Origin of the sequence: Streptomyces sp. YGL11-2, assembly GCF_050054615.1 — a bacterium.
Lineage (GTDB): Bacteria > Actinomycetota > Actinomycetes > Streptomycetales > Streptomycetaceae > Streptomyces.
Window position 1 is genome coordinate 1 of sequence record NZ_JBNHIN010000006.1, and the last position, 21,765, is coordinate 21,765.

Sequence of the window (21,765 nt, forward strand, 5' to 3'; positions counted from 1 at the left end):
TGCTCTCGGTGTCGTTGCCGACCTTGAACGCGATCACGGCACGGACCGTGAGCGCGATGCCCTGCCGGGTCACGCACTTCTCCGCGACCTCGGCCTCACACATGGCCAGGGTAAGGAAGCGCACCTTGCGGAAGACCGGCAGAACGAACTTGCCGTGGCCGGTGACCACTCGGAACGGAGCGCCGCCCTGGCCACGCTTGCCTCCTGAGATCAGCATGGCTTGATCAGGGGCGGGAACGCGGTAACCGAACATCGTTTGTCTCCTCAACCGGCGTCGCCGGCATTGCCGGGCAACGCGTCCAACGGATCAGCCCACTCCATGACGTCGACCTGGCGATTGCCACGGGACTCGATCACGAGCACGGTCGCCCCTACCGGAAGGGGCTCGGCGGACCACGCGAGGAAGGCTTCGGAACCCCCGCGGACCCGCACCAGAACCTCACCGGGTCCGGCAGCCCCACGAGTGCCGATCAGCAGCACTCCGGTACAGCCGATCACGGCATCGTCCTGCGCCATCGACGGCTGCCCTCCCCCCGTTGCGTTCCTGGAATCCGACGATAGCGCTCCGGTGAACGGGGGCCTATGGCGGGACGGCGGCGAGTTGATGGGCCGTTGAGGTGGCATGGATCCGCGGTGGGCGGGGGGAGTGGGGTCAGGGTGAAGCCTCCAGGGTGTCGAGGGCGGCCAGGATGTCGGCGGGCTCGGCGCGGGCGGTGTAGTCGGTGTCGATGAAGGCCCAGCGGATGATGCCGCCGCGGTCGATGACATAGGTGGCGGGCAGCGGCAGGGTGCGCGGATGGCCGCCGTTGACGCGCTGGAGATCGAAGCCGAAGGATTCGTACACGGCGGCCAGGTCGTCGGGCAGGTCGAAGCTGAGGCCGTACCGCGTGGCCGTATCGGAGCCCACATCGCTGAGGACGTCGAAGGCGAGCCCGTGCTTCTCGATGAGGGAGAGCGACTCGTCCGGTATCTGCGGGGACACGGCCACCAGGCGGGCGCCCCGGGCGGTGATCTCGGCGTGCCGCTCCTGGAGGGCGCGCAGGGCGATGTTGCAGTACGGGCACCAGGCGCCGCGGTAGAAGGTGAGGACGACGGGCCCGGCGGCGAGCAGGGCGTCGAGGGAGACGGTGGTGCCGGTCGCCGACGGGAGGCCGAACGCGGGGGCCCGCTCGCCTACTTGGCGGGCGCGCCCGGCCTGGCCCGAGGCGGCGAGCTCGCGGCCGGCGCGCTCCATCACCTCGCGGGCGGCGTCCGGGATCTCGGGGTAGAGGGTGCGGAAGAAGGCGGTCAGTTCGTCCTGGAGGCTCATGGGCCGGTCACTCCTGTGGGGTGGTGTGAGCTGTGGATGCGGCGCGCAGGGGCGCGAGGGCGGCGGTGACGGTGTCGGTCAGTGCCCCGGTGTCGGCGCCCGCGCGGGAGCGCAGATTCACGCCGTACGCGAGGGTCGACAGCACGGACGCGGCGGCGTCGAGGTCGGTACCGGGCTGGAGTTGGCCGAGGCCGGCGGCCGTGCTCAGCGCGGCGAGCAGGGCCGACTGGAGCGTGCCGTGGTGCGTCTCCAGCAGGGTGCGTATGTCGGGGGCGGCGCATTCGGGACCGGCGTAGGCGTTGGTGACCATGCAGCCCCAGCCGGCGACCGCGCCGGAGCAGCGGACGTCGATGAGCGTGCCGAAGAACTCCTCGATGGCGGTCAGTCCCGTCTCCGTCGCGGCGAGATGGGCGAAGGCCGGTGCGGAGTGCTGCTCTATGTACCGGCTGAGGGCGGCGGCGTAGAGGTCGTCCTTGTTACCGAACGTGGCGTAGAGGCTGGAGCGGCTCACGCCGGTCGCGGTCACCAGTGCCTGGATTCCGGTGGTGGCCATGCCCTGGTGCCAGAAGACCTGGACGATCTCGTCCAGCACCACATCGGGGTTGAAGTGCTTGATGTCGGGCATGAGTTGCTCCCTTCGTCTCGCGCCGTGCCGTGCCGTGCCGTGCCATGCCGCGTCGTGTCGCGGCATCGCCGTCTCGGTGCGCCGGGAGCGGGCTTGCTCCGTGATCCCGGAACGACCATTCCAAGATAGCCTCAAGTCGGCGGCGCGCCAAGGGTTTTCGAAAAATTCCTCACGGAGAGTGACTGGTGTCGGTCGACTACCCGCGGCACCGGGCGGGGTTCGGGAGGAAGGGCAGCAGCACCGAGATCAGCACCGCCAGCGCGGCGTTGAACGCGACGGCGAGGGCCAGCGCGTGGCCGTAGGCGGCGGTGTCGTGGTGCGGGGCGGTGCCGAGGGCGCCGTAGAAGAGCACGCCGATGAGCGCGACCCCGACCGCGCCGCCGACCTGCTGCCCGGTGGACAGCACCCCGGAAGCCATGCCCACCTCCTGCGGACCGACGTTGGCGAGCACAGCGTTGAGCAGCGGGGTGACCAGCAGCCCGTTGCCGGCGCCGACCAGGAGCAGCGAGGGGGTCAGTTCCGCGGACGTGAGCGTGGGGCCGGCGGCGGAGGCCACGACGATGGTGGCGAGGAAGCCCAGGCCGCCGATCAGGGCGCCGGCCTGGAGGACGCGGCGGCCGAAGCGGGCGAGCCGGCCGGCGAGCAGGCTGGCGGCGAAGAAGACCACGGCGAACGGCGTATAGGCCAGACCGGCGCCGAGCGGGTCCTTCCCCAGGCCGTCCTGGAGGGTGAGGGACAGGATGAGGAAGAAGGAGTTGATGCCCGCGTAGACGAGCAGGACGAGCGTCATGCCGATCGCGAAGGGGCGCTCGCGAAGCAGCCGCAGCCGCACGAGCGGGTCGCCGTCCGAGGCTTCCACCCGCCGTTCCACCAGCGCGAACACGGCGAACGCCAGCACGCTGACGGCCAGGCTGAGCCAGGTCCACAGCGGCCAACCGGACGAGCGCCCCTCGACCAGCGGGACGACGAGGAGCACCAGGGCGAGCGTGAGGACGGCGGCGCCGCGCAGGTCCAGGCGGCGGGCCTCCGGGGCGCGCGACTCGGGGACGTAGCGCGCGGCGAGCACCAGGGTGACCACGCCGACGGGCACGTTGACCCAGAAGACCGGTCGCCAGGAGGAGCCGAAGAGGTCGGCGGAGATCAGGACGCCGCCGAGCAACTGCCCGGCGATGGTGGCCATTCCGATGACCGCGCCGAGCGCACCGAACGCCTTGGGGCGCCGCTCCGCCGGGAACAGCACCTGGATCATCGCGAATACCTGCGGGAACATCGCCGCCGCGCTCACACCCTGGACGAGCCGGGCGGCGATCAGGGTGCCCGAGTCGGGGGCCAGGGCGCAGCCCACGGAGGACACGGTGAAGAGCCCCATACCGAGCAGGAACACCCGCTTGCGGCCGAACCGGTCGCCGAGGCGGGCGACGGTGATCAGGGCGACGGCGTAGGTGAGTTGGTAGCCGGCGAGGATCAACTGGATGTCGGCGGCGGAGGAGTGCAGGTCCGCCTGGATGGCCGGCGCGGCGACCAGCACGATGAAGGTGTCGAGGACCGCCATGAAGGCGCCGGCGAGGACGATGGCGAGAGCCCGTCCGGGGGCCGCGGTGGCCGCGGGAGCCCGCCGCCCGGAATGCCGGCCCCACTTCGCCCCTGAGACCTGCGCCGCCGCCGGATCCGACGGGCGAGTTGTCTGTGTCATGCCGCAACGATCAAACAGCCCCGAACAGACATACAGAGACCGATTATGCTGGTGTTTCCACTACCCCCACCGGTAGCCGCCGCACCGGGAGAGCCGATGACCGACCAGGACCGGCGGCGCGTACTCGCGGAGTTCCTGCGCTCGCGCCGGGAGCGGATCACGCCCCAGGACGCGGGCATCGTGGCCGGACCCCGGCGGCGTACGCCAGGGCTGCGGCGCGAGGAGGTCGCCCAGCTCTCCGGTGTCAGTGTGACCTGGTACACCTGGCTGGAGCAGGCGCGCGACATCAGCGTGAGCAGACAGGTCCTGACGAGCCTGGCGCGGGCCATGATGCTCAGCTCGGTCGAGCGGCGGCATCTGTTCGCGCTGGCCGGGGAGCAGCCCCCGGAGCAGCCGCCGGTCCGCAGCCCCGGCCCCGCGTTGCAGCGGCTGGTGGACGCGCTCGCTCCGCATCCGGCGTATCTGCTCGACGCCAACTGGGACCTGGTCGGCTGGAACAGCGCCGAGGCCGGGCTGATCGGCGACCCCGGGGAACTGGCGCCGGACGAACGCAATCTGCTGTGGCTGGTCTTCACGGACCCGGCTATGCGGACGCTGCTGGCCGACTGGGAGGGGCAGGCGCGGGATCTGGTCGCCCAGTTCCGGGCCGATGCGCGGGAGCGGTTCGACGATCCGCGATTCGACCGGCTCACCCGGGAACTCCGGCGGGTGAGCCGGGAGTTCAGTGAGTGGTGGCAGGCACACGACCTCGCGGACTTCGGCACCAGCCGCCGGGTGTTCCGGCATCCGCGGGTCGGGTCGCTGACATTCGACTATGTGAAGCTGGCGGCACTGGACGCGCCAGGCGTGAAGTTGTTCGTGTGCATGCCGACGGACGAGGAGACGCGGGGCAAGCTGCCCGCCCTCGCCACGGCCTTGAAGAACGTGTAGTGGAAGCTGCCGCCCCGCTCCGCGGCGCGCCGCAGGTCGGTGATGCCGCGGTCCCAGTCGGCGGGCGTGGTGAGACCGGCGGCGAGTGCCTCGTTGCGGACGGACTCGACCATGGCGACAAAGGTCTTGCGGGTGAAACCGTCGGCGAGCTCGGGGCGTTGGGCGTCGGCGTAGACGGTACGGGGGCTGACGTCGACGTCGGCGAAGCCGACGGACGAGAGGAGGGGGCGCAACTGGCGGCCTATCAGGGCGTTTCCGCCGGCCGCGGACTGGAGCGCTGTCTGGTGGTCGATCACCCGGCGGGCATACGGACTGTCCGGGTGGAAGACGACCGAACCGTGGTCGCCCTCGATGGCGGTGAGGGTGCCACCGGGCCGCACGACACGGCGGAGTTCGGTCAGGGCGCGTAGGGGGTCGGGAAGGTGCTCCAGTACGAAGCAGAGGAAGAGGTGGTCGAAGGAGGCGTCGGAGAACGGGAGTCGGTGCAGGTCGGCCTGGTGCCAGCGCACGTCTGCGACGGCTTCCGGAGCGTGCGCGGCCAGGTGGGCACGGGCCTGGGCGAGGGACGCCGCGGAGCGGTCGATCGCGACGATCCGGGCGCCCGGACTGCCACTGACCAGGTGGACGGTCTGCGCGCCGACACCACAGCCGACCTCCAGGACGCGGCTGCCCGCCGGATACGCCGTACCGGCGTGCAGCAGCGCGGCCAACGTGTCGGCCTGATCGCCGAGGCGGCGGGCTTCCCGGGGGGAGTAGCCGTGGACGTAGGCGGGGGTGGGGGCAGGGGTGGGGGTGGAGGTGGAGGCAGAGACCGAGGCAGGAGGTTGGGGCGCGGACCGGGGTGGGGTGAGGGGCCGGGTTTCGCTTCCGGTGTGTGCCGGTGTCCGGGCGAGGGAGCGGGGGCCGTGGCCGGTCTCGCCGAGGGCGGGACGGGTGGTGTCCTGGGAGGCGTTGCCGTGGGCTTCGGCTCGGGCGTTCATGGGATAACGGTGACGGGGGAATGGTTCGGTGGGCAGGTCCAATAAAGGAGCAGTTGAGGGGTCCATTGGCTCGTCTGGCTCGTCTGGCTCGTCTGGCTCGTCTGGCTCGTCTGCCGCTGGCGCGGGGAGCGCGTCGGCCCCCGGGGCGGACGCCTCGTCGGCTTCCAGGGCGGATGTCTCCTCGGCTTCTGGGCCGGACAGGGCGCCTGGCACGCCGTCGGACATGGCGTTGGCTCGCGGTGCGGCTGAGTCGTCCGCTCCCGGGTCGGACTTTCTCCAGCTGAGGGTGGCGGATGCGCCCGCAGGCGGGCTGTCCGACTGGCTGGCCGGGGAGTTGCGGCGGGCGATCTCGGACGGCCGGCTGCCGGTGGGGAGCAGGCTGCCCGCCACCCGCGTGCTCTCCGCCGAGCTGCGGGTGTCGCGCGGGGTGGTCACCGAGGCGTATCAGCGGCTCCGGGAGGACGGGCAGGTCGCCGGGCGCGGGCGGGGCGGAACGGTCGTGGTGGCGGCGCCGGTGACGGGTGCGGGGACGGTGGTGAGGGCGGGGATGGGGGTGGGTGTGGGGGTGCCTTCTCCGTATGGCCCCGGCCCCGGTTGCGGCCCCGGCCGCGCCGACGGCCCCGATTGTGCCGACGGCCTCGGCCGCGCCGCCGGCCGCGATGGTGCTTGCGGCCCCGCCCGAGATCCCGGAACGAGTCCCGCCCGCCGTCCCGTTCGCTCCCCCAGGGCGCTCTTCTCGTCCCCGCCCGCTGCCGACGTCTTCGACGCGCTGCGGGCGGCGTCCGCGCGGATCGACCTCTCGCCCGGGGCGCCGGACCTGGCATCGTTCTCGCGCGCGTCCTGGCTGCGTGCCGAACGCGCCGTGCTCGGCGACCTCCCGTCGGCGGGCCTCGGCTACGGGGATCCCCGGGGCACCTCGGAGCTGCGAGCGGCCGTCGCCACCTGGCTGGCCCGTAACCGCGGTATCCGGGTGGATCCGCGCGAGGTGCTGATCGTCGCCGGTACCGCGCAGGCGCTCGGCCTGATCGCCCAGGTGCTGCACCGCGACGGAATCGAGGAGGTCGCGGTGGAGGACCCCGGTTCGCTCGGCGCCCGCCAGCATCTCCGGCACTGGGGGATGGCGACCCCGCCCGTCCCGGTGGACGAGGACGGCATACGGGTCGAGGCCCTGCGGGCGAGCGGTGCGCGGGCCGTACTGCTCACCCCTGCACACCAGTTCCCGACCGGGGTGGTGCTCGGCGGCCGGCGCCGCCGCGACCTGATGCGCTGGGCGACGGCCGGCGGCCTGGTCATCGAGGACGACTACGACGCCGAGCACCGCTACGACCGCCCGCCGGTTCCCGCGCTGCGCTCCCTGCTGCCCGAGCAGGTCTGTTACACGGGGAGCGCGTCCAAGCTGCTCGCGCCCGCCCTACGGGTGGGCTGGTTGCTGGCGCCGTCGGCGTACCGGGAGGCGCTGGTGGACGCCAAGCGGTTCGCGGACCTCGGCAACGCGGTGCTGCCGCAGCTGGTGCTTGCCCAGTTGATGGAGTCGGGCGAACTGGAGCGTCGGTTGCGGCAGATGAGGCGACGGCACCGGCTCCGGCGGGACGCGCTGATCGACGCCCTGCGGAACCATCTGCCGGGCGGGACCGTGCACGGTGCCGCGGCCGGTCTCCATCTGACGATCACCTTCCCACCCGATGCCCCACCGGACGCCGAGCTGGCCGCCGCCGCCCTCGCCCGCGGCGTCAAGGTCCAGCCGCTGTCCTGGCACGCCCAACGTCCCTACGGGTGCCCCGGTTTGGTCCTCGGCTACGCGGCGCGTACGCCGGGGGAACTGACGGAGGGCGCCGCCCTACTGGGCGCGGCGCTGCGCGAGACCCAGGGCGGGCCGGCGCGTGACGGGGGCGTAAGTGGTGGTGGGGGCGACGGGCGGCGCGGCCGCTGACCTGCCACTGCCCGCCGCCCATCAGCGGACCGGGAGCGACGGCTGGTCGAGCCCCCGCTCCGCCTCCGGACGCGGGCCCAGGATGCGCCGTTCCGCTTCCGCGATCGGGACGTCGTGAATCCCCGCCTCCCGGCGGCGCATCAGCCCCGCCTCGTCGAACTCCCACAGCTCGTTGCCGTAACTCCGCCACCACTGCCCGCTCGTGTCCCGGCACTCGTACTGGAACCGCACCGCGATCCGGTTCCCCGAGTACGACCAGAGCTCCTTGCGCAGTGCGTAGTCCAGCTCGCGGGCCCACTTCCGGCGCAGGAACTCCACGATCGCGGCGCGGCCGGCGAGGAAGGTGTCCCGGTTCCGCCAGACCGAGTCCTCGGTGTAGGCGAGGGCGACGCGCTCGGGATCGCGGGTGTTCCAGGCGTCCTCGGCTGCCTGGACCTTCTGGCGCGCGGACTCCTCGTCGAACGGCGGGAAGGGGGGACGCGGCTGCGTCACAGCTGTCATCGGGGCCTCCTGTCGGTGCGCATGCTGCTGCCACCACCGGAGAACGCTGGCGAGAACGCCCGTTCTCCGGTGCGTCGGCTAGTGTAGAGAACGATCGTTCTCCCGGGAAGGCGGGCCACCGTGAAGGACCACGACGACGTACGGACGCGGATACTCGATGCCGCCGAGAAGCTCTTCTACGCGCGCGGCATCCAGGCCGTCGGCATGGACGAACTCCGCACCGCGGCGGGTGTCTCCCTCAAGCGCCTCTACGGCACCTTCCCCGCCAAGCACGACCTCGTCGAGGCGTATCTGCGCCGCCGCGACGAACACTGGCGCGCCTCCCTCGCCGCCTACGTGGACACGCACTCCGGCACCGGCGTCCCTGGGGCCGCACCCCTCGCGGTCTTCGACTGGCTGGAGACGTGGTTCGCCGCACCGGACTTCCGCGGCTGCGCCTTCGTCAACGCGTACGGCGAACTGGGTGCCACGTCGGAGGGCGTCGGCCGGGCCGCCCGCGAGCACAAGCTGGCCCTGCGCGCCTATCTGGCCGACCTGGTACGGCCGTTGACTGCTACTGCTACTGCTACTGCCGCCGCCTCCGACGACGCCGGGCCCGCCACGCTCGCAGGGCACGCCGTGCTCGCCGGTCAGCTGGCGCTGCTGATCGATGGCGCGATCAGCGCCGCCGCGGTCACGGGCGACCCGGCCGCCGCCCGTACCGCCCGCGCGGCGGCCGAGGCGCTGCTGCGGGGAGCCCAGGGCGAGCGCACGGGCGTCGGAATTTCCGGTCCGTGTGCGTCGTAACAGCCCTCGTGACAGCTCCCCTAACAGCCCCCTCTCATTGCGGTGTTACCCCTCCCGTCGTGATCGCCCCGCAATGATTGAAAATAAAAAGGCTCTCCAGTCGGTTTGTTCGGGTTGGCTCCCGGCGGCGTTGTCAGTGCCGTGTGTCAAAGTGGGTCCGGTAGTGAGCTGAACGAACATCGGGGGAGGGGTCTCGCCATGCCGTTGGCGGACGAGGTGGCGGCGTTCCATGAGGGGGAGCCGAATCCAGCCGCGCTGGTCGGCGAATTCCGCCGTGCGCCGGTGATACTCCCGGTCGCCAATGACTCCTTCCTCTCCGTGGAGTTGGACGGAATCCGCTGGCTCTATGAGCAGTGATGGCGTTCGTGGACGGACCGTGAGTGCGCGCATGAATGGGCGGCCGGTAATGTGGCCAGGTTGCCATCGGAGTGGTGGATCAATCAAGAACGGTTAATGGGGGACTCTTTGTCTGCGCACGTGCCGCCTCCGAGCGGTCCTCAGCCCTACGGTCAGCCTGGATCTGGGCCCTATGGCCCACCCCATCATGGCTCGTACGGGCAGTCCGGCCAGGGGGCTTATGGGCCGCCAGCTCCGGTTTCCTACGGGGCGCCGCACTATCCGATGCAACAGTCGAACGGCCAAGTATCGTCTCAGCAGGGCGGTTTCGTCTCGACGCCGGGTGTCCTGCCGCCGGGCAGTCGGCCCGGCAATACCACGAGGGCGCGCATCATCGCTCTCATTGCGGTCGTCGTTCTCGTGGGCGGCGGATGGCTTTTGAGCCGTGTTGTAGGGAATGGGCATTCCGATAAGTTCGCTGATGCGGCGAAGGTTGGCGACTGTGTGGAGAAATCGGGATCGGGCGACGCCGTAGTGCTGAAGGTCGTGAGCTGCTCCAGCAGCAAAGCGGCATACAAGGTCGCGATCCAAGCCCCCGTGGATGGTAGGTGCCCCGACGGCCTCAGCGAATACGAAGAGTCCCGAAGGAGCGTTGTAACGACCCGGCTGTGTCTGATGCCGGCCGGTCATTAGGGGTAGCTCCCAGGGGACTTACTGCTGCGTCGTGCTCGGCGAGTTGAGTGTGTGGAGTGTCCTGCGGGGCGCACAGCTACGTCAGTCGTCTGATTCTTCTTGTTTCCCACCGTACGGCGCGGGCAGGCGGCCGGCTCGGCTGTCGGCGATGCGGAGGACGTTGTTGAGGGCGGCCGTGGTGCGGATGAGGGTCAGGCGGAGGAGCAGGGGCCCCGCGGATTCGTTGCGGAGGGTTGTCTCGGCGTCGATGTAGGCGCGGGAGGCGTTGCGCATCTGTTGGGCTTCCATGCGGTCGGCCTTGCGGGACAGGTAGCCCTGGCCGTTGTCGGCGGGGTGGAGGTAGCAGGGGCGGCCGTCCCAGGTTTGCCAGGGGAGCAAGCGGAGTTCGGAGCCTGGGGGTTGGGGGTTGTCCGGGTCGTAGGGCATCGCCAGGGTGCCTCCGTCGTGGGGTCCGGTGTGCGTACAACCACGAGTGTCAGTGACGGCAAGTAGTCTCGGAAGTACGGAGGGTGTGCCTTCGCGTATGTCACGAGGGGGGTTTGCGCACATGGGCAGTACCTATGGGGACTGGCTGCGGCAGCAACGGGAGCTGGCGGGGCTGACACAGCAGCAGTTGGCAGATACGGCGATCATGACGCGCTCGCATATCGCGCACATCGAGGCGGGGCGACGGATTCCGTCCAGGGAGGATGCGCGGCGGCTGGACCAGGCCCTGAACACCGGAAATGTGCTGAGTAGCTTCCTGCCGCAGGACGATCTGGCGGTGGTCGACTACTTCGAGGCGGCACGGCACCTGGAGCAACAGGCGACGGTGCTACGGGAGTACGCGCTGTCGTACGTGCCTGGCATTCTGCAGACGGAAGGTTATGCGCGTGCGGTTCTGGGGGCGGCGTACCCTCCCTGGAGCGACGGGGAACGTGACAGGCACGTTGTCACACGCCTTGAACGTGCGAAGGTCCTCGCCGATCCGGTAACGCCTGAGCTGTGGGCGCTGCTTGACGAGGCGGTGCTACGCCGCCCGATCGGCGGCTCAGAGGTCATGGCGGACCAGATCATGCACATCGTCCGCCTGGGAGAGGCGCAGCGGGTGCGGGTGCACGTAGTGCCGCTGGGTCGGGGCGCATATCCGCTGTTGCAAGGGATGCTGTCGCTTATGTGGTTCGAGGACCAGCCCCCGGTGGCCTATTCCGAGGCCCAGTCCATCGGCAAGGTGCATGATTCCCCGGCCGTGGTCGAACGGCTGCAGAGCGCCTACGCTCTGGCCATGGGCGAGGCCCTGCCGATGGTGGAGTCACTTGCCCTCATGAGGGCGACAGCGAAGGAATACGGACACCATGACTAGGCACACCATCCAGAATGCCGCCTCGATAGGTGGTTGGCGTAAGTCCTCCTACAGCGGGTCTGAGAACGGCAGCTGCCTCGAAGTCCTCGACGGCGACCCCCACGCCGTCCCCGTCCGCGACTCCAAGGCTCCGCGCGGGCCGGTGGTTGTCGTCCCGGCGGAGGCTTGGGTGGCGTTCGTGGCGGCCGTCAGGGGCGGCGGGTTCGCCGGCTGAGGGTCAGATGCCGTTCACCGTGGCCACCGTGAAGGGGGTCTGCGGGGTGCCCTGGCCCATGGGGCCGCCCTTGGTGAACTGGGAGCGGGTGACGTAGGTCCGGCCGCGGCTGTGGACGATGCTGGTCGGGGTCTGGAGGGACTCGTCGGTGAGGCGGCGTTCCAGGTGGGCGGTGGTGCCGTCGTCGGAGAGCCGCCAGCGGGTGAGGGTGTTGGAGCGGTTGTGGGTTGCCCACAGGGTGCTGCCGTGGATTTCGAGGCCGTCGCCGTCGCGTAGGTCGCCGCCGTGCAGGGTGCCTTGGCGGATCGCGCCTGAGGTGACGTCGACGCGGTAGAGGGTGCCGGCGGTCATGTCGACGGTGAGGAGATAGCGGCCTGAGGGGTCGGCTGCGATGCCGTTGAGGGTGTAGACGGCGGTCGGGTCCTTGGGGAGGGTGCTGGACAGGTCGTAGGCCGGGGTCAGCGCGCTGCGGTGGTCGGGGGTGGCGGCGGCGTGGGCCAGTTGGTGGGGCGTGACGCGGTAGATGATGCCGCGGGAGCTGTCGGTGAGGTAGGCGGTGCCGTCCGGGGTGATGGCCAGGTCGTTGACGAACCATTTGGTTGTGCCCGTCGCGTCGAAGCGGGCGATGAGCCGGCGGGTGTGGAGGTCGTAGACGGCCACGCCGGTGGTGGAGTTGATGACCCAGAGGCGGCCGGAGCGGTCGACCTTGACGCCGTTGGCGGTGGTGCGGCCGTCGGTGCCTGAGGGCAGGAACACCTGGGCGGTGTGGTGGCCGGGGGTTGCCTTGTAGATCGTGCCGGTGACGTACGAGCTGATGTAGAGGTCACCGGTGTGCGGGTCGGCGGTGATGCTCTCGGGGTAGGCGCGGTTGCCGGGGAGGGCGAAGGCGGTGGTGATCTGGGGGTGGGGGTGGTGGGGGTGGTGGGGGTGGAGGGGCGCCGGTGCCGTGTTCCTGGTCGCCGAGGAGGTTGTGGCCGGCGTCGCGTGGGCGGTTGCCGTGAGGGGGACGGTGGCGACGGTCAGGGTCAGGGCGGCCGTGGCCAGGGTGCGGTGCCGGAGCGATGGAATGCGTCGGGACGACATGCGTTGGGACGAAATGCGTTGGTACATGGGTGGGTGCCTCCCCGTTGTCGGATGCCTGCGGGGTGGTGTGGCCGCAGGCGATCGAATGCATGCGAAGGTAAGTTAGAGTTCTAATGGTCGTCAAGGTATTAATGATCATTCGGGTTCGTGTGGTTGGGTGAGGGGCTTGTCTGGTATACGGCCGTTACGATGCGGAGATGACGACGTCGATGCCCGCGTCCGAGCGGCTTGGTTCCCACATCAAGCGCGCCGAGCAGGCCCTGAACAGTGCCAAGCACGCGGCGTTGAAGCCTGCCGGGCTGACCGTCCCGCAGTACGCGGCGCTGCTCTACAGCTCCGAGCAGCCCGGCATTTCGGCCGCCGCGCTGGCGCGCGCGTGCCGGGTGACGCCGCCGACCATGAACACGGTGCTGAAGAACCTCCAGGAGCGCGGCTTCATCGAGCGCACGCCGCACGAGTGGCACAAGAACGTGCTGGAGATCCGGCTCACGGACGAGGGCCGGGCCGTGATGGCGAAGGCGGACGCACGGGCGGTGCGGGTGGAGCGGGCACTGGCCGCGGAGTTCACGGACGAGGAAAGGGCGGCGCTGGTCGACCTGCTCGGTCGCTGCGCCGCCCTGCTGGACTCCGTACGTGAGGGCTAGCTCAAGGGCTCTGGCTCAAGGGTTGGGCCAAGGGCTAGCTCAGCTGGTGCAGTGTGCGCTTGAGGGCTGCCAGTGCGGTGCCGAGTTCGTCCTCGGTGATGGTGAGGGGCGGGGCGAGGCGGATCGTGGAGCCGTGGGTGTCCTTGACGAGGACGCCCTGGTCCATGAGGTGTTCGCTGATGGTGCGGCCGGTGCCGAGGGCGGGGTCGATGTCGACGCCGGCCCACAGGCCGCGGGTGCGGAAGTCGGTGACGCCGTGGCCGAGGAGTTCGGAGAGGCCCGCGTGTAGGACCTTGCCGAGGTCGACGGCGCGGGTCTGGAACTCGCCGGTGGCGAGGAGGTCGATGACGGCCGAACCGACCGCGGCGGCGAGGGGGTTGCCGCCGAAGGTGGAGCCGTGCTGGCCGGGGCCGAGGACGGTCATGACGTCGCGGCGGCCGACGACGGCGGAGACCGGGACGATGCCGCCCCCGAGGGCCTTGCCGAGGAGGACGACGTCCGGGACGACGTTCTCGTGCTCGACGGCCAGGGTGGTGCCGGTGCGGCCGAGGCCGGACTGGATCTCGTCGGCGATGAAGAGGCAGCCGGCCCGGGTGGTCAGCTCGCGGACGCCGGTGAGGTAGCCGTCGTCGGGGATGAGGACGCCCGCCTCGCCCTGGATGGGTTCGAGGAGGACGGCGGCGGTGGTGTCGTCGATGGCGGCTTCGAGGGCGGCGAGGTCGTTGTAGGGGACGGTGCGGAAGCCGGGGGTGTAGGGGCCGAAGCCGGCACGGGCCGTCTCGTCGTCGGAGAAGCTGATGACGGTGGTCGTACGGCCGTGGAAGTTGCCGCTCGCGACGACGATGGTGGCCTGGTCGGCGGGGACGCCCTTGACCTCGTACGCCCATTTGCGGGCGACCTTGATGCCGCTCTCGACCGCTTCGGCGCCGGTGTTCATCGGGAGGACCATGTCCTGGCCGGTGAGCTCGGCGAGGTCCTCGGCGAAGGCGGCGAGGCGGTTGTGGTGGAAGGCGCGGGAGGTGAGCGTGAGCTGGTCGAGTTGGCGGTGCGCGGCCTCGATGAGGGCGGGGTGGCGGTGGCCGAAGTTGAGTGCCGAGTAGCCCGCCAGCATGTCGAGGTAGCGGCGGCCCTCGACGTCCTCGACCCAGACGCCCTCGGCGCGGGCGAGGACGACGGGGAGCGGGTGGTAGTTGTGCGCGAGGACCGGGACCTCGGCCTGGATGAGGTCGTCCGAGGTGCGTCGGGTGCGGGTGGGCGCAGTGGTCATCGGATCTCCTGGGTGCAGCACTTGATGCCGCCGCCGGCCTTGTGGAACTCGGAGAGGTCGACGGGGACGGGGACATAGCCACGGGCGGTGAGCTGGTCGATGAGGCCGGTCGCCTGCGGGGCGACGAAGACATGGCGGCCGTCGGAGACGGAGTTGAGGCCGAAGGCCAGGGCGTCGTCGCGGGTGGCGAGGACGGCGTCGGGGAACAGGCGGCGCAGCACCTCGCGGCTGCCGGTGGAGAAGGCGCCGGGGTAGTAGGCGATGGTGGAGGGCCCGGGGTCGGACCCGCCGGGTTCCCCGACCGCTCCGGTGCCGCCCCCGGTCGTGCCGTCGTCGAGGACGAAGAGGGCGGTGTCGAGGTGGTAGAAGTACGGGTCGGTCAGCTGGAGGCTGATGACCGGGATGCCGAAGTGCTCCTGGACCTCGGCGTGGGCGTCGCGCGTGGTGCGGAAGCCGGTGCCGGCGAGGAGGTAGCGGCCGGCCGGTACGAGGTCGCCCTCGCCCTCGCAGCAGGACTCCGGCCGGTAGACGTCGTAACCGGCGGCCTTGAACCAGATCTCGTACTCCCGTGATTCCGGGCGGCGTTGCGGCGCCTGGAAGAGGGAGCCGAAGACCCGGCCGTCGACGACGAGTGCCGAGTTCGCGGCGAAGACCATGTCCGGGAGGCCGGCGGTGGGCTCCATGGTCTCGACCGTGTGGCCGTGGTCGCGGTAGGCGCGGACCAGGTTCTCCCACTGGCGGGCCGCGAGTGCGGTGTCCACCTGGGCGTCCTCGTGCATCCAGGGGTTGATGGCGTACTGGACGGCGAAGTGCGTGGGCCGGCAGAGCAGATAGCGCCGGGGGGCGGCGGCGCGCGGCGCACCGGCCGGAGGGGGTGTGGGCACGGAACGGATCCTCCGCTTCCTGTGGTGACGGACCGTGAGGCATCGTCACTGGGGCACTACACGGTAAGGATCGGTGGATTCCGGCCACAAGCGCCAAGAGCTGCGTCGTGGCGCAGGATTGCTGCGTATGAGTGGCGGTTACTGCCGGTTCGCTGCGTGGCCGGGGGTGGCGGGGCGGGGTGCGCCGGCCTCCGGGCTGTCCGGGATGAGGTGGGAGAGGACCATGTAGCTGATGGTCTTGCGGATGAACGGTTCGGTCCGGATGCGTTCCAGGACCTCCTCGAAGTGCTCGACGTCGTTGGCGCGGACGTGCAGCAGGGCGTCGGCGGCGCCGGTGACGGTCATCGCGGCGGCGATCTCCGGGTGGTTGCGGACGACCTCGGCCAGCCGCCGGGGCGGGGCGGCGCTGTCGCAGTAGACCTCCACGTACGCCTCGGTGAGCCAGCCCAGTGCGGCCGGCCGGACGGTGGCGGAGAAGCCGGTGATGACGTTGTTCTCCCGCATCCGGTCGACGCGGCGTTTGACGGCGGTGGCCGACAGCCCGATGGCGGTACCGATCTCCGCGAAGCTCGCCCGGCCGTTCTCGATGAGCGCGGCGACGATCTTGCGGTCCAGTTCGTCGAACGGTGTGGCCTTGGTGCTCATGCGGCGGCCCTCCCCATCCCTGTTGGTGCTTGTGGCGCTCGTGGTGCTTGTGGCGCTCGTGGTTCTTGTGGTGCTCATGTTGCCTGTATTGCGGCGTTGCGGGTATTGCCTGTACTGCCCGTGTTGTCCGCGTTGCCTGTGCTAACTGTGCTGCCCGTGTTGTCGGGGTGGCTTCGGTGCGGTGCCGCGTCCGCGGCCGTGACCCGCAGCCGCGTCCGGGAGCGGTGATCCGTAGCGGTGGTCCGTAGCGGTGATCGGGCGGCTTCACGGTAGCTGTGCGTCAGGCGACGACCGATCGCAGGCACCCTTGATCGCGAGCGCCCGCGATCACGAGCGCCGTGATCCAAACGCCGAGACCCCCAACTCAACCCGAACGAGTGCCAGTTCGGCCGAGGGCGACCGGAGGAGCCTATGGCGGCGGCGCCCGGGGTAGTGCTGCCGCCGTCAAGGGGCGTGTTTCGGCGCGCCCTCCTTCCGTACATCCCGTCCGTACGGAGGGGCATCGGTATCGGGAGAGGCCACCAACGGTGACGCAGTCACAGTCGCAGCCCACAGCGCAGCCCACAGCGCAGCCCTTTGAATTGCCGCGGTTCTACATGCCGCACCCGGCCCGGCTGAACCCCCACCTGGAGGCGGCGCGGACGCACTCCAAGCAGTGGGCCCGGCGGATGGAGATGCTGGAAGGCTCCGGGATCTGGGAGGAGCGGGACCTCGACTCCCATGACTACGCGCTGCTGTGTGCCTACACCCACCCGGAGTGCTCCGAGGAAGCGCTCTCCCTCGTCACCGACTGGTACGTCTGGGTCTTCTTCTTCGACGACCACTTCCTGGAGAAGTTCAAGCGCACGCTCGACCGGGAGGGCGGCAAGGCGTATCTCGACCGGCTGCCGCTGTTCATGCCGATGGACCTGGCCACGCCGGTGCCCGAACCGACCAACCCGGTCGAGGCGGGGCTCGCCGACCTGTGGGCGCGCACCGTGCCGAGCATGTCGCTGGAGTGGCGGGCCCGGTTCGCCGAGAGCACCGAGCACCTGCTGAACGAATCGCTCTGGGAACTCTCCAACATCAACATCAACCGGATCCCCAACCCCGTCGAGTACATCGAGATGCGGCGGAAGGTGGGCGGTGCGCCCTGGTCGGCCGGGCTGGTCGAGTACGCGACCGGCGCCGAGATCCCGGCGGCCGTCGCTGGCACGCGGGCGCTGCGGGTGCTCAAGGACACCTTCTCCGACGCGGTGCACCTCCGCAACGACCTGTTCTCCTACCAGCGGGAGACGGAGGAGGAAGGCGAGCTGAGCAACGGCGTCCTCGTCCTGGAGACGTTCCTGGCCTGCACCACGCAGGAGGCCGCGGACTCGGTCAACGAACTGATCACCTCCCGGCTCCAGCAGTTCGAGAACACCGTCTTCACCGAACTGCCCACGCTCTTCGCGGACAAGGGCCTGGACGCGGCGTCCTGCGCCGCGGTGCTGGCGTACGCCAAGGGGCTCCAGGACTGGCAGTCCGGCGGGCACCAGTGGCACATGCGGTCCAGCCGGTACATGAACGGGGGCGGGGCGGGGGCGGCCGACCCCTCCGCGCCCTGGTCGCCGTTCGCCCTCGGGGGTCTGGGCACCTCCGCCGCCGACCTGCAGGCCGCCCTGACGACGGCCGCCGCCCAGCGCGTGCGCCGCCACACCCACACCCCCCACCAGAGGGTCGGCCCCTCCCAACTCCCCGACTTCCACCTGCCCTTCACCACCACCCACAGCCCGCACCTGGAGGCGTCCCGGCGCAACGTCGTCACCTGGGCGCACGCCATGGGGCTGCTGCAACCGCAGCCCGGCGTGCCGCACTCCCACGTCTGGGACGAGGACGCCCTGGTCCGCTTCGACTTCGCGCTGTACGCGGCCGGCCTGCACCCGGACGCCACCCCGGAACAGCTCGACCTCGGCACCCAGTGGCTGGCCTGGGGCACGTACGCGGACGACTACTACCCGGCGGTCTTCGGCCGCACCCGGGACGTCGCCGGCGCGCTCGCCACCACCAAGCGCCTCTCCGCCTTCATGCCCGTCGACGCCTCCGATCCGACCCCCGAACCGGCCAACGCCCTCGAACGCGGCCTGGCCGACCTCTGGGCCCGTACGGCGGGGCCGATGACTCCCGACGCGCGCGCCACCTTCAAGGCGACCCTCGACGCGATGACCGCGAGCTGGCTCTGGGAACTCGACAACCAGGTGCTGCACCGCATCCCGGACCCGGTCGACTACATCGAGATGCGCCGCGCCACCTCCGGCTCCGGCCTCACCATGGCCCTCAGCCGCCTCGGCCACGGCCGGACCGTTCCGCCGGAGATCTACCGCACCGGACCGATGCGCGCCCTGGAGAACGCCGCCGCCGACTACGCCGGCCTGCTCAACGACGTCTTCTCGTACCAGAAGGAGATCGAGTACGAGGGCGAGGTGCACAACGGCATCCTCGTCGTCCAGAACTTCTTCGACGTCGACTACCCCACCGCGCTGGCCGTCGTCCATGACCTGATGACCTCCCGCATGCGCGAGTTCCAGCACGTCGCCGCCAACCAACTCCCCATCGTCTACGACGACTTCGACCTCTCCGCCGGAGCCCGCGCCGCCGTCGACGGCTACGTACGCGCACTGGAGAACTGGCTGGCCGGCAACCTCACCTGGCACCAGAACTGCCGCCGCTACCGCGAGGAGTACCTGCGGCACCACCCTGGCTCCCCGGGTTGGACCGGCGCGCCCACGGGGCTGGGGACGTCGGCGGCTCGGATTGCGGTGGGGGTGGGGGCTGGGGTGGCGTAGCGCGGGCTGGTGCGCTCTGACGCGGCCCGCTCTCCCGGACTACTCGGCCGCCTACTGTCGTTGGGGGCAGCCGTACTCGGGCCGGACGCGGTGCGGGCTGCACGCGACGACGCCGACCGACAGGAAGCGGTTGCCGGTCACCCACCAGCCGCCGACCCGGTCTTCGCCGGCCGCCAGTATCCGTACGGTTTTCCGGCGGTCGGCGGGCGGGGCGTACGTCCCGGTGAAGAGCGCGGCGTGCCGGGCGATCTGAGCCGCGTACCAGTCCGCGCCGTCCTCCGGTGTGTGGAACGTGGCCTCGATCCGCGCGGCCGGCTTCAGCAGCCAGTCGGCGCACTCCAGCGGCATGACCTGCGCCGAGCGGAACTCGGGGTGGGTGGGGCGGCGTTGGGCGTCCCCGGGCTTGACGAGGACGTCGCCGTGGCCGAGCCAGAGGTAGGCGTGGTGGTGGTGGGGGGTGGTGGTCATGGTTCTCCGGGTGGGTGGGCGGCCCCGGGCCTGCTGGGCTCCGGGGCCGGATGGTGCGTTGCCTGCCGGATCAGCTGCGTCCGCAGCCGTCGCCGTCGCCGCAGCCTCCGCTGGGGTTGGCGTCGCCGCCGTCGTCCTCGTCCCCGCCGCTGTACTTGACCGGGTTGGGTCGGTATCGCATGGTGAACTCCTGGGTGCTGGACCGGCGCACGGACTGTCCGTACGCCGTCGTGCACTTGCGAGGCCCCTCCGTGGGCCCACCCGCTCCGGCCGTGTCCTGCCAGGGAATGACGGCCGGGGCGGTAGTTATGAGAGCCCGTCCCGAGCGCTGGATTGCGTGTTCTGCGGGACGAACGGGACTGCTTCCGCGTGACCGTAGGGGTGTGGCGTGGGCCACATCGAGCCGTGTGCAGCTTTGTGCACGAGAGTGGGTTGTTGCTTGTCGCGGCTACGTGGGAAGCGCAACGCTGTCTCTCGTGCGCAGAGGCACCGTGCACATCTCTGCACCGTCTGAGAGGGAGGCCGGTATGGCGTTACGGTTCATCGGGATCGACCCGAACAGCGGAGACGACGAGAGCCCTACCGTGTGGGTGGACCAGGAGAAGCAGGAAATCGTCTTCCAGGGGTGGAAGCCGAATGCCGAACTTGAGGCTGAATGCGCGGCATTGACCCTTCCCGGTCACGCGAAGGGCATCCCGGAGCACGAGGCAGTTGTCCGCATCCCGGCGCGGATGGCTCACATGATCAGGGAGGCGTGCGATGTCGTCGAGCATCCCGACGTTCGCTGAGATGATCTCCAAGTGCAGCCGCTCCGCTGTGCACTTGGAGATGCGCGACGCATACGCCGTCGACTACGAGAAGGGGCCGTTCGCTGACTGGAAGCGCGGCTTCCGGCATGATCTCGCGGACCAAGCCTCGTGGTGGCGGCCTTGGCTCGACCTGATGCAGGAGACGGTGTCCCGCGGAGTCGTCGTGCGGCGGGCACGGATCGTTTCCGAACCGGTCAGCCAGTACACCCGGTTTCTGTACGACGGCACGTTCACCAATGTCGCCGCGGGCGAACAGGTGCGGTGGCTTCCGCGTCGTCGGGCGTCGGACATCGCTCTACCAGGGAACGACTTCTGGCTGTTCGACGAGCGCGTGGTCCGCTGGAACCACTTCGCGGGTGACGGCACCGCCGGTGACAAGGAAGTCACTGAGGAACCCGCCGCGGCAAAACTGTGCGCCGACTCCTTCGAGGCCGTATGGTCACGGGCCGTCCCGCACGACCAGTACGAGATTCGCTGACAGAAGGTATCGACCGGCCGGCCCATGCCCATATCTCCGTCCTCGTCAGCGCAGACTGCCCGCGAAGCTGTCGCGCGGCGGCTGCGTGAGCTTCGGAAAGGGGCCGGGCTGACGGTCACCGAACTGGCGGGCCAGTGCGGGTGGCACCACGCGAAGACTTCGCGTATCGAGAACGCCCGCACTGCCCCGTCCGCCAAGGACATCAGGCTGTGGTGCCGGGCCTGTCGGGCCGACAACGAGGCGGAGGGGCTGGTCGCCCAGTCCCTCAACGCCGAGTCGATGTACACCGAGTGGCGCCACCAAGTGCGCGACGGACTGCGACAGCTTCAGAATCGCTCGGCGCCGTTGTTCCGTGAGACTCGGCTCTTCCGTGTGTACTCAGCGACTTTGGTGCCGGGACTGCTCCAGACCGAGGGCTACGCGGCGGCTCTGCTGAGCACGATCGCCGATTTCCGCGGGCTCCCGGTGAACGACGGTGCCGAGGCGGCGGCGGCCCGCGTCCAGCGCTCCCGCGTCATCCACGAGTCGGGGCGCCGCGTCGTGCTCCTGGTCGAAGAGTCAGTGCTGTACCACCAGGTGGGCGACACCGACGCAATGGCAGCCCAGTTGGGGTACTTGCTGACCGCCGGGGCTCTCCCCGCCGTGTCGCTGGGCGTCATTCCCAAGACGGTTCGGGAGCGAAAGCAGTGGCCGATCGAGACATTTCACGTGTACGACGACCGCATCGTGTCGATCGAACTGGCCTCCGCCCGGGTGAGGATCACCCAGCCTGACGAGATCGCGCTCTATCTCAAGGCATTCGAGCGCCTGCGGGAGATGGCTGTGTACGGCGCCGCGGCGCGGGCACTCATCGTGCGGTCCATCGAGGCGCTGGGCTGACCCTCGTCCAGGTGGAGATGGCCACAGAAGACGTTCCACGTCTATGACGAAGAGTCGGTGCCGGCGGAAGCCGTCTCGGCGGAGGTGAGCATCACCCATCCCCACGAAATCGCCCTCTACCTCACAGGGTTCGATCAGCTTAGGGAGATGGTCGTGTACGGGTCGCTGGACGCGGACGTCGTCGTCTCATGGGTGACGCGCGCCGTGGACAGGCCGGCGCAGGCGGCGGGGGCGATCGGTGCGGATGCGCGGAGGATGGCCGGTGGACTGTCCGGGCGGGCGCGGCGGCGGGTGCTGTCCGGGGTGGACGGGGCGGGCGCGTAGGAGCCGTCGCCGCGTTGCACCGGGGGGAGCTGTGCGGGCCGGGGTGGGAATGCGGCGGGGTGTGGGGGGAGTGGTCGGCGCGTCCGGTGGTCTTTCTGTCGGTGGTGGGGCGTGCGGGGGCGCGTTGCCCGGTGCGCGCCG

The 21,765-nt window shown here is 70.3% G+C and carries 25 protein-coding genes and 1 pseudogene; 13 read left to right on the forward strand and 13 right to left on the reverse strand.

Annotated features, from left to right (window positions below; all coding sequences use genetic code 11):
• The 5 genes and pseudogenes from ACO1BR_RS09040 to ACO1BR_RS09060 form a co-directional block, all read right to left on the reverse strand.
• Nucleotides 1-253: pseudogene (locus ACO1BR_RS09040) on the reverse strand (flotillin); the annotation flags it as partial.
• An 11-nt stretch (nt 254-264) separates the two neighbouring features.
• On the reverse strand, nt 265-516 hold the full coding sequence (locus ACO1BR_RS09045; protein WP_426794508.1) for a hypothetical protein: 252 nt from the start codon (nt 514-516) through the stop codon (nt 265-267).
• 136 nt (nt 517-652) lie between these two features.
• Nucleotides 653-1,309: a peroxiredoxin-like family protein gene (locus tag ACO1BR_RS09050; protein WP_426794509.1), complete on the reverse strand. Its 657-nt coding sequence runs from the start codon at nt 1,307-1,309 to the stop codon at nt 653-655.
• Nucleotides 1,310-1,316: 7 nt separating this feature from the next.
• Nucleotides 1,317-1,934 carry a TetR/AcrR family transcriptional regulator gene (locus tag ACO1BR_RS09055; protein WP_426794510.1) on the reverse strand — a complete coding sequence of 206 codons (618 nt, stop codon included), beginning with the start codon at nt 1,932-1,934 and terminating at the stop codon, nt 1,317-1,319.
• Between the two features lie 196 nt (nt 1,935-2,130).
• On the reverse strand, nt 2,131-3,627 hold the full coding sequence (locus ACO1BR_RS09060) for an MFS transporter (protein ID WP_426794511.1): 1,497 nt from the start codon (nt 3,625-3,627) through the stop codon (nt 2,131-2,133).
• 96 nt (nt 3,628-3,723) lie between these two features.
• Here ACO1BR_RS09060 and ACO1BR_RS09065 point away from each other — a divergent pair, with 96 nt between their 5' ends.
• Nucleotides 3,724-4,557, forward strand: coding sequence for a helix-turn-helix transcriptional regulator (locus tag ACO1BR_RS09065; RefSeq protein WP_426794512.1), 834 nt, complete (start codon nt 3,724-3,726; stop codon nt 4,555-4,557).
• Here ACO1BR_RS09065 and ACO1BR_RS09070 read toward each other — a convergent pair.
• Entirely contained in the window at nt 4,440-5,537 is a 1,098-nt protein-coding gene (locus ACO1BR_RS09070; RefSeq protein WP_426794513.1) for a methyltransferase domain-containing protein, read from the reverse strand. The two genes, ACO1BR_RS09065 and ACO1BR_RS09070, sit on opposite strands and share 118 nt — an antisense overlap.
• A gap of 223 nt (nt 5,538-5,760) precedes the next feature.
• Here ACO1BR_RS09070 and ACO1BR_RS09075 point away from each other — a divergent pair, with 223 nt between their 5' ends.
• Nucleotides 5,761-7,467 (forward strand): PLP-dependent aminotransferase family protein, encoded by a 1,707-nt coding sequence (locus ACO1BR_RS09075; RefSeq protein WP_426794514.1) that lies wholly within the window; start codon nt 5,761-5,763, stop codon nt 7,465-7,467.
• Between the two features lie 21 nt (nt 7,468-7,488).
• On the opposite strand, the gene ACO1BR_RS09080 is transcribed toward ACO1BR_RS09075, so the two are convergent.
• Complete coding sequence (locus ACO1BR_RS09080) at nt 7,489-7,968, reverse strand: nuclear transport factor 2 family protein (protein ID WP_426794515.1); 480 nt, start codon at nt 7,966-7,968, stop codon at nt 7,489-7,491.
• Between the two features lie 120 nt (nt 7,969-8,088).
• Here ACO1BR_RS09080 and ACO1BR_RS09085 point away from each other — a divergent pair, with 120 nt between their 5' ends.
• The 3 genes from ACO1BR_RS09085 (at nt 8,089) to ACO1BR_RS09095 (ending at nt 9,783) form a co-directional block, all read left to right on the forward strand.
• Complete coding sequence (locus tag ACO1BR_RS09085; RefSeq protein WP_426794516.1) at nt 8,089-8,754, forward strand: TetR/AcrR family transcriptional regulator; 666 nt, start codon at nt 8,089-8,091, stop codon at nt 8,752-8,754.
• A gap of 198 nt (nt 8,755-8,952) precedes the next feature.
• The gene (locus ACO1BR_RS09090) at nt 8,953-9,111 is read left to right on the forward strand and encodes a hypothetical protein (RefSeq protein ID WP_426794517.1); all 159 of its coding nucleotides are present in this window, start codon (nt 8,953-8,955) and stop codon (nt 9,109-9,111) included.
• A gap of 264 nt (nt 9,112-9,375) precedes the next feature.
• The gene (locus ACO1BR_RS09095; protein ID WP_426794518.1) at nt 9,376-9,783 is read left to right on the forward strand and encodes an LppU/SCO3897 family protein; all 408 of its coding nucleotides are present in this window, start codon (nt 9,376-9,378) and stop codon (nt 9,781-9,783) included.
• A gap of 81 nt (nt 9,784-9,864) precedes the next feature.
• Here the strand turns inward: ACO1BR_RS09095 and ACO1BR_RS09100 are convergent, their stop codons facing one another.
• A complete protein-coding gene (locus ACO1BR_RS09100; protein ID WP_426794519.1) occupies nt 9,865-10,209 on the reverse strand; it encodes a hypothetical protein in 345 nt (114 codons plus the stop codon).
• 121 nt (nt 10,210-10,330) lie between these two features.
• Here ACO1BR_RS09100 and ACO1BR_RS09105 point away from each other — a divergent pair, with 121 nt between their 5' ends.
• Together ACO1BR_RS09105 and ACO1BR_RS09110 are read left to right on the forward strand one after the other, a co-directional pair.
• Entirely contained in the window at nt 10,331-11,125 is a 795-nt protein-coding gene (locus ACO1BR_RS09105; RefSeq protein ID WP_426794520.1) for a helix-turn-helix domain-containing protein, read from the forward strand.
• Nucleotides 11,118-11,339 carry a DUF397 domain-containing protein gene (locus ACO1BR_RS09110; protein ID WP_426794521.1) on the forward strand — a complete coding sequence of 74 codons (222 nt, stop codon included), beginning with the start codon at nt 11,118-11,120 and terminating at the stop codon, nt 11,337-11,339. The genes ACO1BR_RS09105 and ACO1BR_RS09110 overlap by 8 nt, the downstream gene beginning before the upstream one ends.
• A gap of 3 nt (nt 11,340-11,342) precedes the next feature.
• On the opposite strand, the gene ACO1BR_RS09115 is transcribed toward ACO1BR_RS09110, so the two are convergent.
• Nucleotides 11,343-12,422 (reverse strand): SMP-30/gluconolactonase/LRE family protein, encoded by a 1,080-nt coding sequence (locus tag ACO1BR_RS09115; protein ID WP_426794522.1) that lies wholly within the window; start codon nt 12,420-12,422, stop codon nt 11,343-11,345.
• Nucleotides 12,423-12,619: 197 nt separating this feature from the next.
• Between ACO1BR_RS09115 and ACO1BR_RS09120 the strand changes: the two genes are divergently transcribed.
• Entirely contained in the window at nt 12,620-13,066 is a 447-nt protein-coding gene (locus ACO1BR_RS09120) for a MarR family winged helix-turn-helix transcriptional regulator (protein WP_426794523.1), read from the forward strand.
• Nucleotides 13,067-13,100: 34 nt separating this feature from the next.
• Here the strand turns inward: ACO1BR_RS09120 and rocD are convergent, their stop codons facing one another.
• From rocD to ACO1BR_RS09135, 3 genes are all read right to left on the reverse strand, one after another.
• Nucleotides 13,101-14,333, reverse strand: coding sequence for an ornithine--oxo-acid transaminase (rocD, locus tag ACO1BR_RS09125; RefSeq protein ID WP_426794524.1), 1,233 nt, complete (start codon nt 14,331-14,333; stop codon nt 13,101-13,103).
• Nucleotides 14,330-15,217, reverse strand: coding sequence for a dimethylargininase (gene ddaH, locus ACO1BR_RS09130; protein ID WP_426794525.1), 888 nt, complete (start codon nt 15,215-15,217; stop codon nt 14,330-14,332). The genes rocD and ddaH overlap by 4 nt, the downstream gene beginning before the upstream one ends.
• Before the next feature lie 138 nt (nt 15,218-15,355).
• A complete protein-coding gene (locus ACO1BR_RS09135) occupies nt 15,356-15,862 on the reverse strand; it encodes an Lrp/AsnC family transcriptional regulator (RefSeq protein WP_426794526.1) in 507 nt (168 codons plus the stop codon).
• A gap of 596 nt (nt 15,863-16,458) precedes the next feature.
• On the opposite strand from ACO1BR_RS09135, the gene ACO1BR_RS09140 reads away from it, so the two are divergent.
• A complete protein-coding gene (locus ACO1BR_RS09140) occupies nt 16,459-18,666 on the forward strand; it encodes a terpene synthase family protein (protein WP_426794714.1) in 2,208 nt (735 codons plus the stop codon).
• Between the two features lie 51 nt (nt 18,667-18,717).
• Here ACO1BR_RS09140 and ACO1BR_RS09145 read toward each other — a convergent pair whose 3' ends face one another.
• The gene (locus tag ACO1BR_RS09145; RefSeq protein ID WP_426794527.1) at nt 18,718-19,134 is read right to left on the reverse strand and encodes a hypothetical protein; all 417 of its coding nucleotides are present in this window, start codon (nt 19,132-19,134) and stop codon (nt 18,718-18,720) included.
• Between the two features lie 527 nt (nt 19,135-19,661).
• On the opposite strand from ACO1BR_RS09145, the gene ACO1BR_RS09150 reads away from it, so the two are divergent.
• From ACO1BR_RS09150 to ACO1BR_RS09165, 4 genes are read left to right on the forward strand one after another with little or no spacing between them, the layout of a single operon-like run.
• Nucleotides 19,662-19,922, forward strand: a complete 261-nt coding sequence (locus tag ACO1BR_RS09150; protein ID WP_426794528.1) for a hypothetical protein — start codon at nt 19,662-19,664, stop codon at nt 19,920-19,922.
• Complete coding sequence (locus tag ACO1BR_RS09155; RefSeq protein ID WP_426794529.1) at nt 19,894-20,421, forward strand: DUF6879 family protein; 528 nt, start codon at nt 19,894-19,896, stop codon at nt 20,419-20,421. The genes ACO1BR_RS09150 and ACO1BR_RS09155 overlap by 29 nt, the downstream gene beginning before the upstream one ends.
• A 24-nt stretch (nt 20,422-20,445) precedes the next feature.
• Complete coding sequence (locus ACO1BR_RS09160; RefSeq protein ID WP_426794530.1) at nt 20,446-21,300, forward strand: helix-turn-helix domain-containing protein; 855 nt, start codon at nt 20,446-20,448, stop codon at nt 21,298-21,300.
• A gap of 57 nt (nt 21,301-21,357) precedes the next feature.
• Nucleotides 21,358-21,624 (forward strand): hypothetical protein, encoded by a 267-nt coding sequence (locus tag ACO1BR_RS09165; RefSeq protein WP_426794531.1) that lies wholly within the window; start codon nt 21,358-21,360, stop codon nt 21,622-21,624.
• The last annotated feature ends 141 nt before the right edge of the window (nt 21,625-21,765 follow it).

Bases quoted from the DNA above. Each gene is read 5' to 3' on its own strand.
- ACO1BR_RS09100 (WP_426794519.1), bottom strand. From the start codon at position 10,209: ATGCCCTACGACCCGGACAACCCCCAACCCCCAGGCTCCGAACTCCGC.
- ACO1BR_RS09050 (WP_426794509.1), bottom strand. From the start codon at position 1,309: ATGAGCCTCCAGGACGAACTGACCGCCTTCTTCCGCACCCTCTACCCC.
- ACO1BR_RS09090 (WP_426794517.1), top strand. From the start codon at position 8,953: ATGCCGTTGGCGGACGAGGTGGCGGCGTTCCATGAGGGGGAGCCGAAT.
- ACO1BR_RS09150 (WP_426794528.1), top strand. From the start codon at position 19,662: ATGGCGTTACGGTTCATCGGGATCGACCCGAACAGCGGAGACGACGAG.
- ACO1BR_RS09115 (WP_426794522.1), bottom strand. From the start codon at position 12,422: ATGTCGTCCCGACGCATTCCATCGCTCCGGCACCGCACCCTGGCCACG.
- ACO1BR_RS09055 (WP_426794510.1), bottom strand. From the start codon at position 1,934: ATGCCCGACATCAAGCACTTCAACCCCGATGTGGTGCTGGACGAGATC.
- ACO1BR_RS09155 (WP_426794529.1), top strand. From the start codon at position 19,894: ATGTCGTCGAGCATCCCGACGTTCGCTGAGATGATCTCCAAGTGCAGC.
- ACO1BR_RS09065 (WP_426794512.1), top strand. From the start codon at position 3,724: ATGACCGACCAGGACCGGCGGCGCGTACTCGCGGAGTTCCTGCGCTCG.
- ACO1BR_RS09080 (WP_426794515.1), bottom strand. From the start codon at position 7,968: ATGACAGCTGTGACGCAGCCGCGTCCCCCCTTCCCGCCGTTCGACGAG.
- ACO1BR_RS09045 (WP_426794508.1), bottom strand. From the start codon at position 516: ATGGCGCAGGACGATGCCGTGATCGGCTGTACCGGAGTGCTGCTGATC.
- ACO1BR_RS09140 (WP_426794714.1), top strand. From the start codon at position 16,459: ATGCCGCACCCGGCCCGGCTGAACCCCCACCTGGAGGCGGCGCGGACG.
- ACO1BR_RS09120 (WP_426794523.1), top strand. From the start codon at position 12,620: ATGACGACGTCGATGCCCGCGTCCGAGCGGCTTGGTTCCCACATCAAG.
- ACO1BR_RS09075 (WP_426794514.1), top strand. From the start codon at position 5,761: ATGGCGTTGGCTCGCGGTGCGGCTGAGTCGTCCGCTCCCGGGTCGGAC.
- ACO1BR_RS09095 (WP_426794518.1), top strand. From the start codon at position 9,376: ATGCAACAGTCGAACGGCCAAGTATCGTCTCAGCAGGGCGGTTTCGTC.
- ACO1BR_RS09105 (WP_426794520.1), top strand. From the start codon at position 10,331: ATGGGCAGTACCTATGGGGACTGGCTGCGGCAGCAACGGGAGCTGGCG.
- ACO1BR_RS09060 (WP_426794511.1), bottom strand. From the start codon at position 3,627: ATGACACAGACAACTCGCCCGTCGGATCCGGCGGCGGCGCAGGTCTCA.
- ACO1BR_RS09135 (WP_426794526.1), bottom strand. From the start codon at position 15,862: ATGAGCACCAAGGCCACACCGTTCGACGAACTGGACCGCAAGATCGTC.
- ACO1BR_RS09070 (WP_426794513.1), bottom strand. From the start codon at position 5,537: ATGAACGCCCGAGCCGAAGCCCACGGCAACGCCTCCCAGGACACCACC.
- ACO1BR_RS09160 (WP_426794530.1), top strand. From the start codon at position 20,446: ATGCCCATATCTCCGTCCTCGTCAGCGCAGACTGCCCGCGAAGCTGTC.
- rocD (WP_426794524.1), bottom strand. From the start codon at position 14,333: ATGACCACTGCGCCCACCCGCACCCGACGCACCTCGGACGACCTCATC.
- ACO1BR_RS09110 (WP_426794521.1), top strand. From the start codon at position 11,118: ATGACTAGGCACACCATCCAGAATGCCGCCTCGATAGGTGGTTGGCGT.
- ACO1BR_RS09145 (WP_426794527.1), bottom strand. From the start codon at position 19,134: ATGACCACCACCCCCCACCACCACCACGCCTACCTCTGGCTCGGCCAC.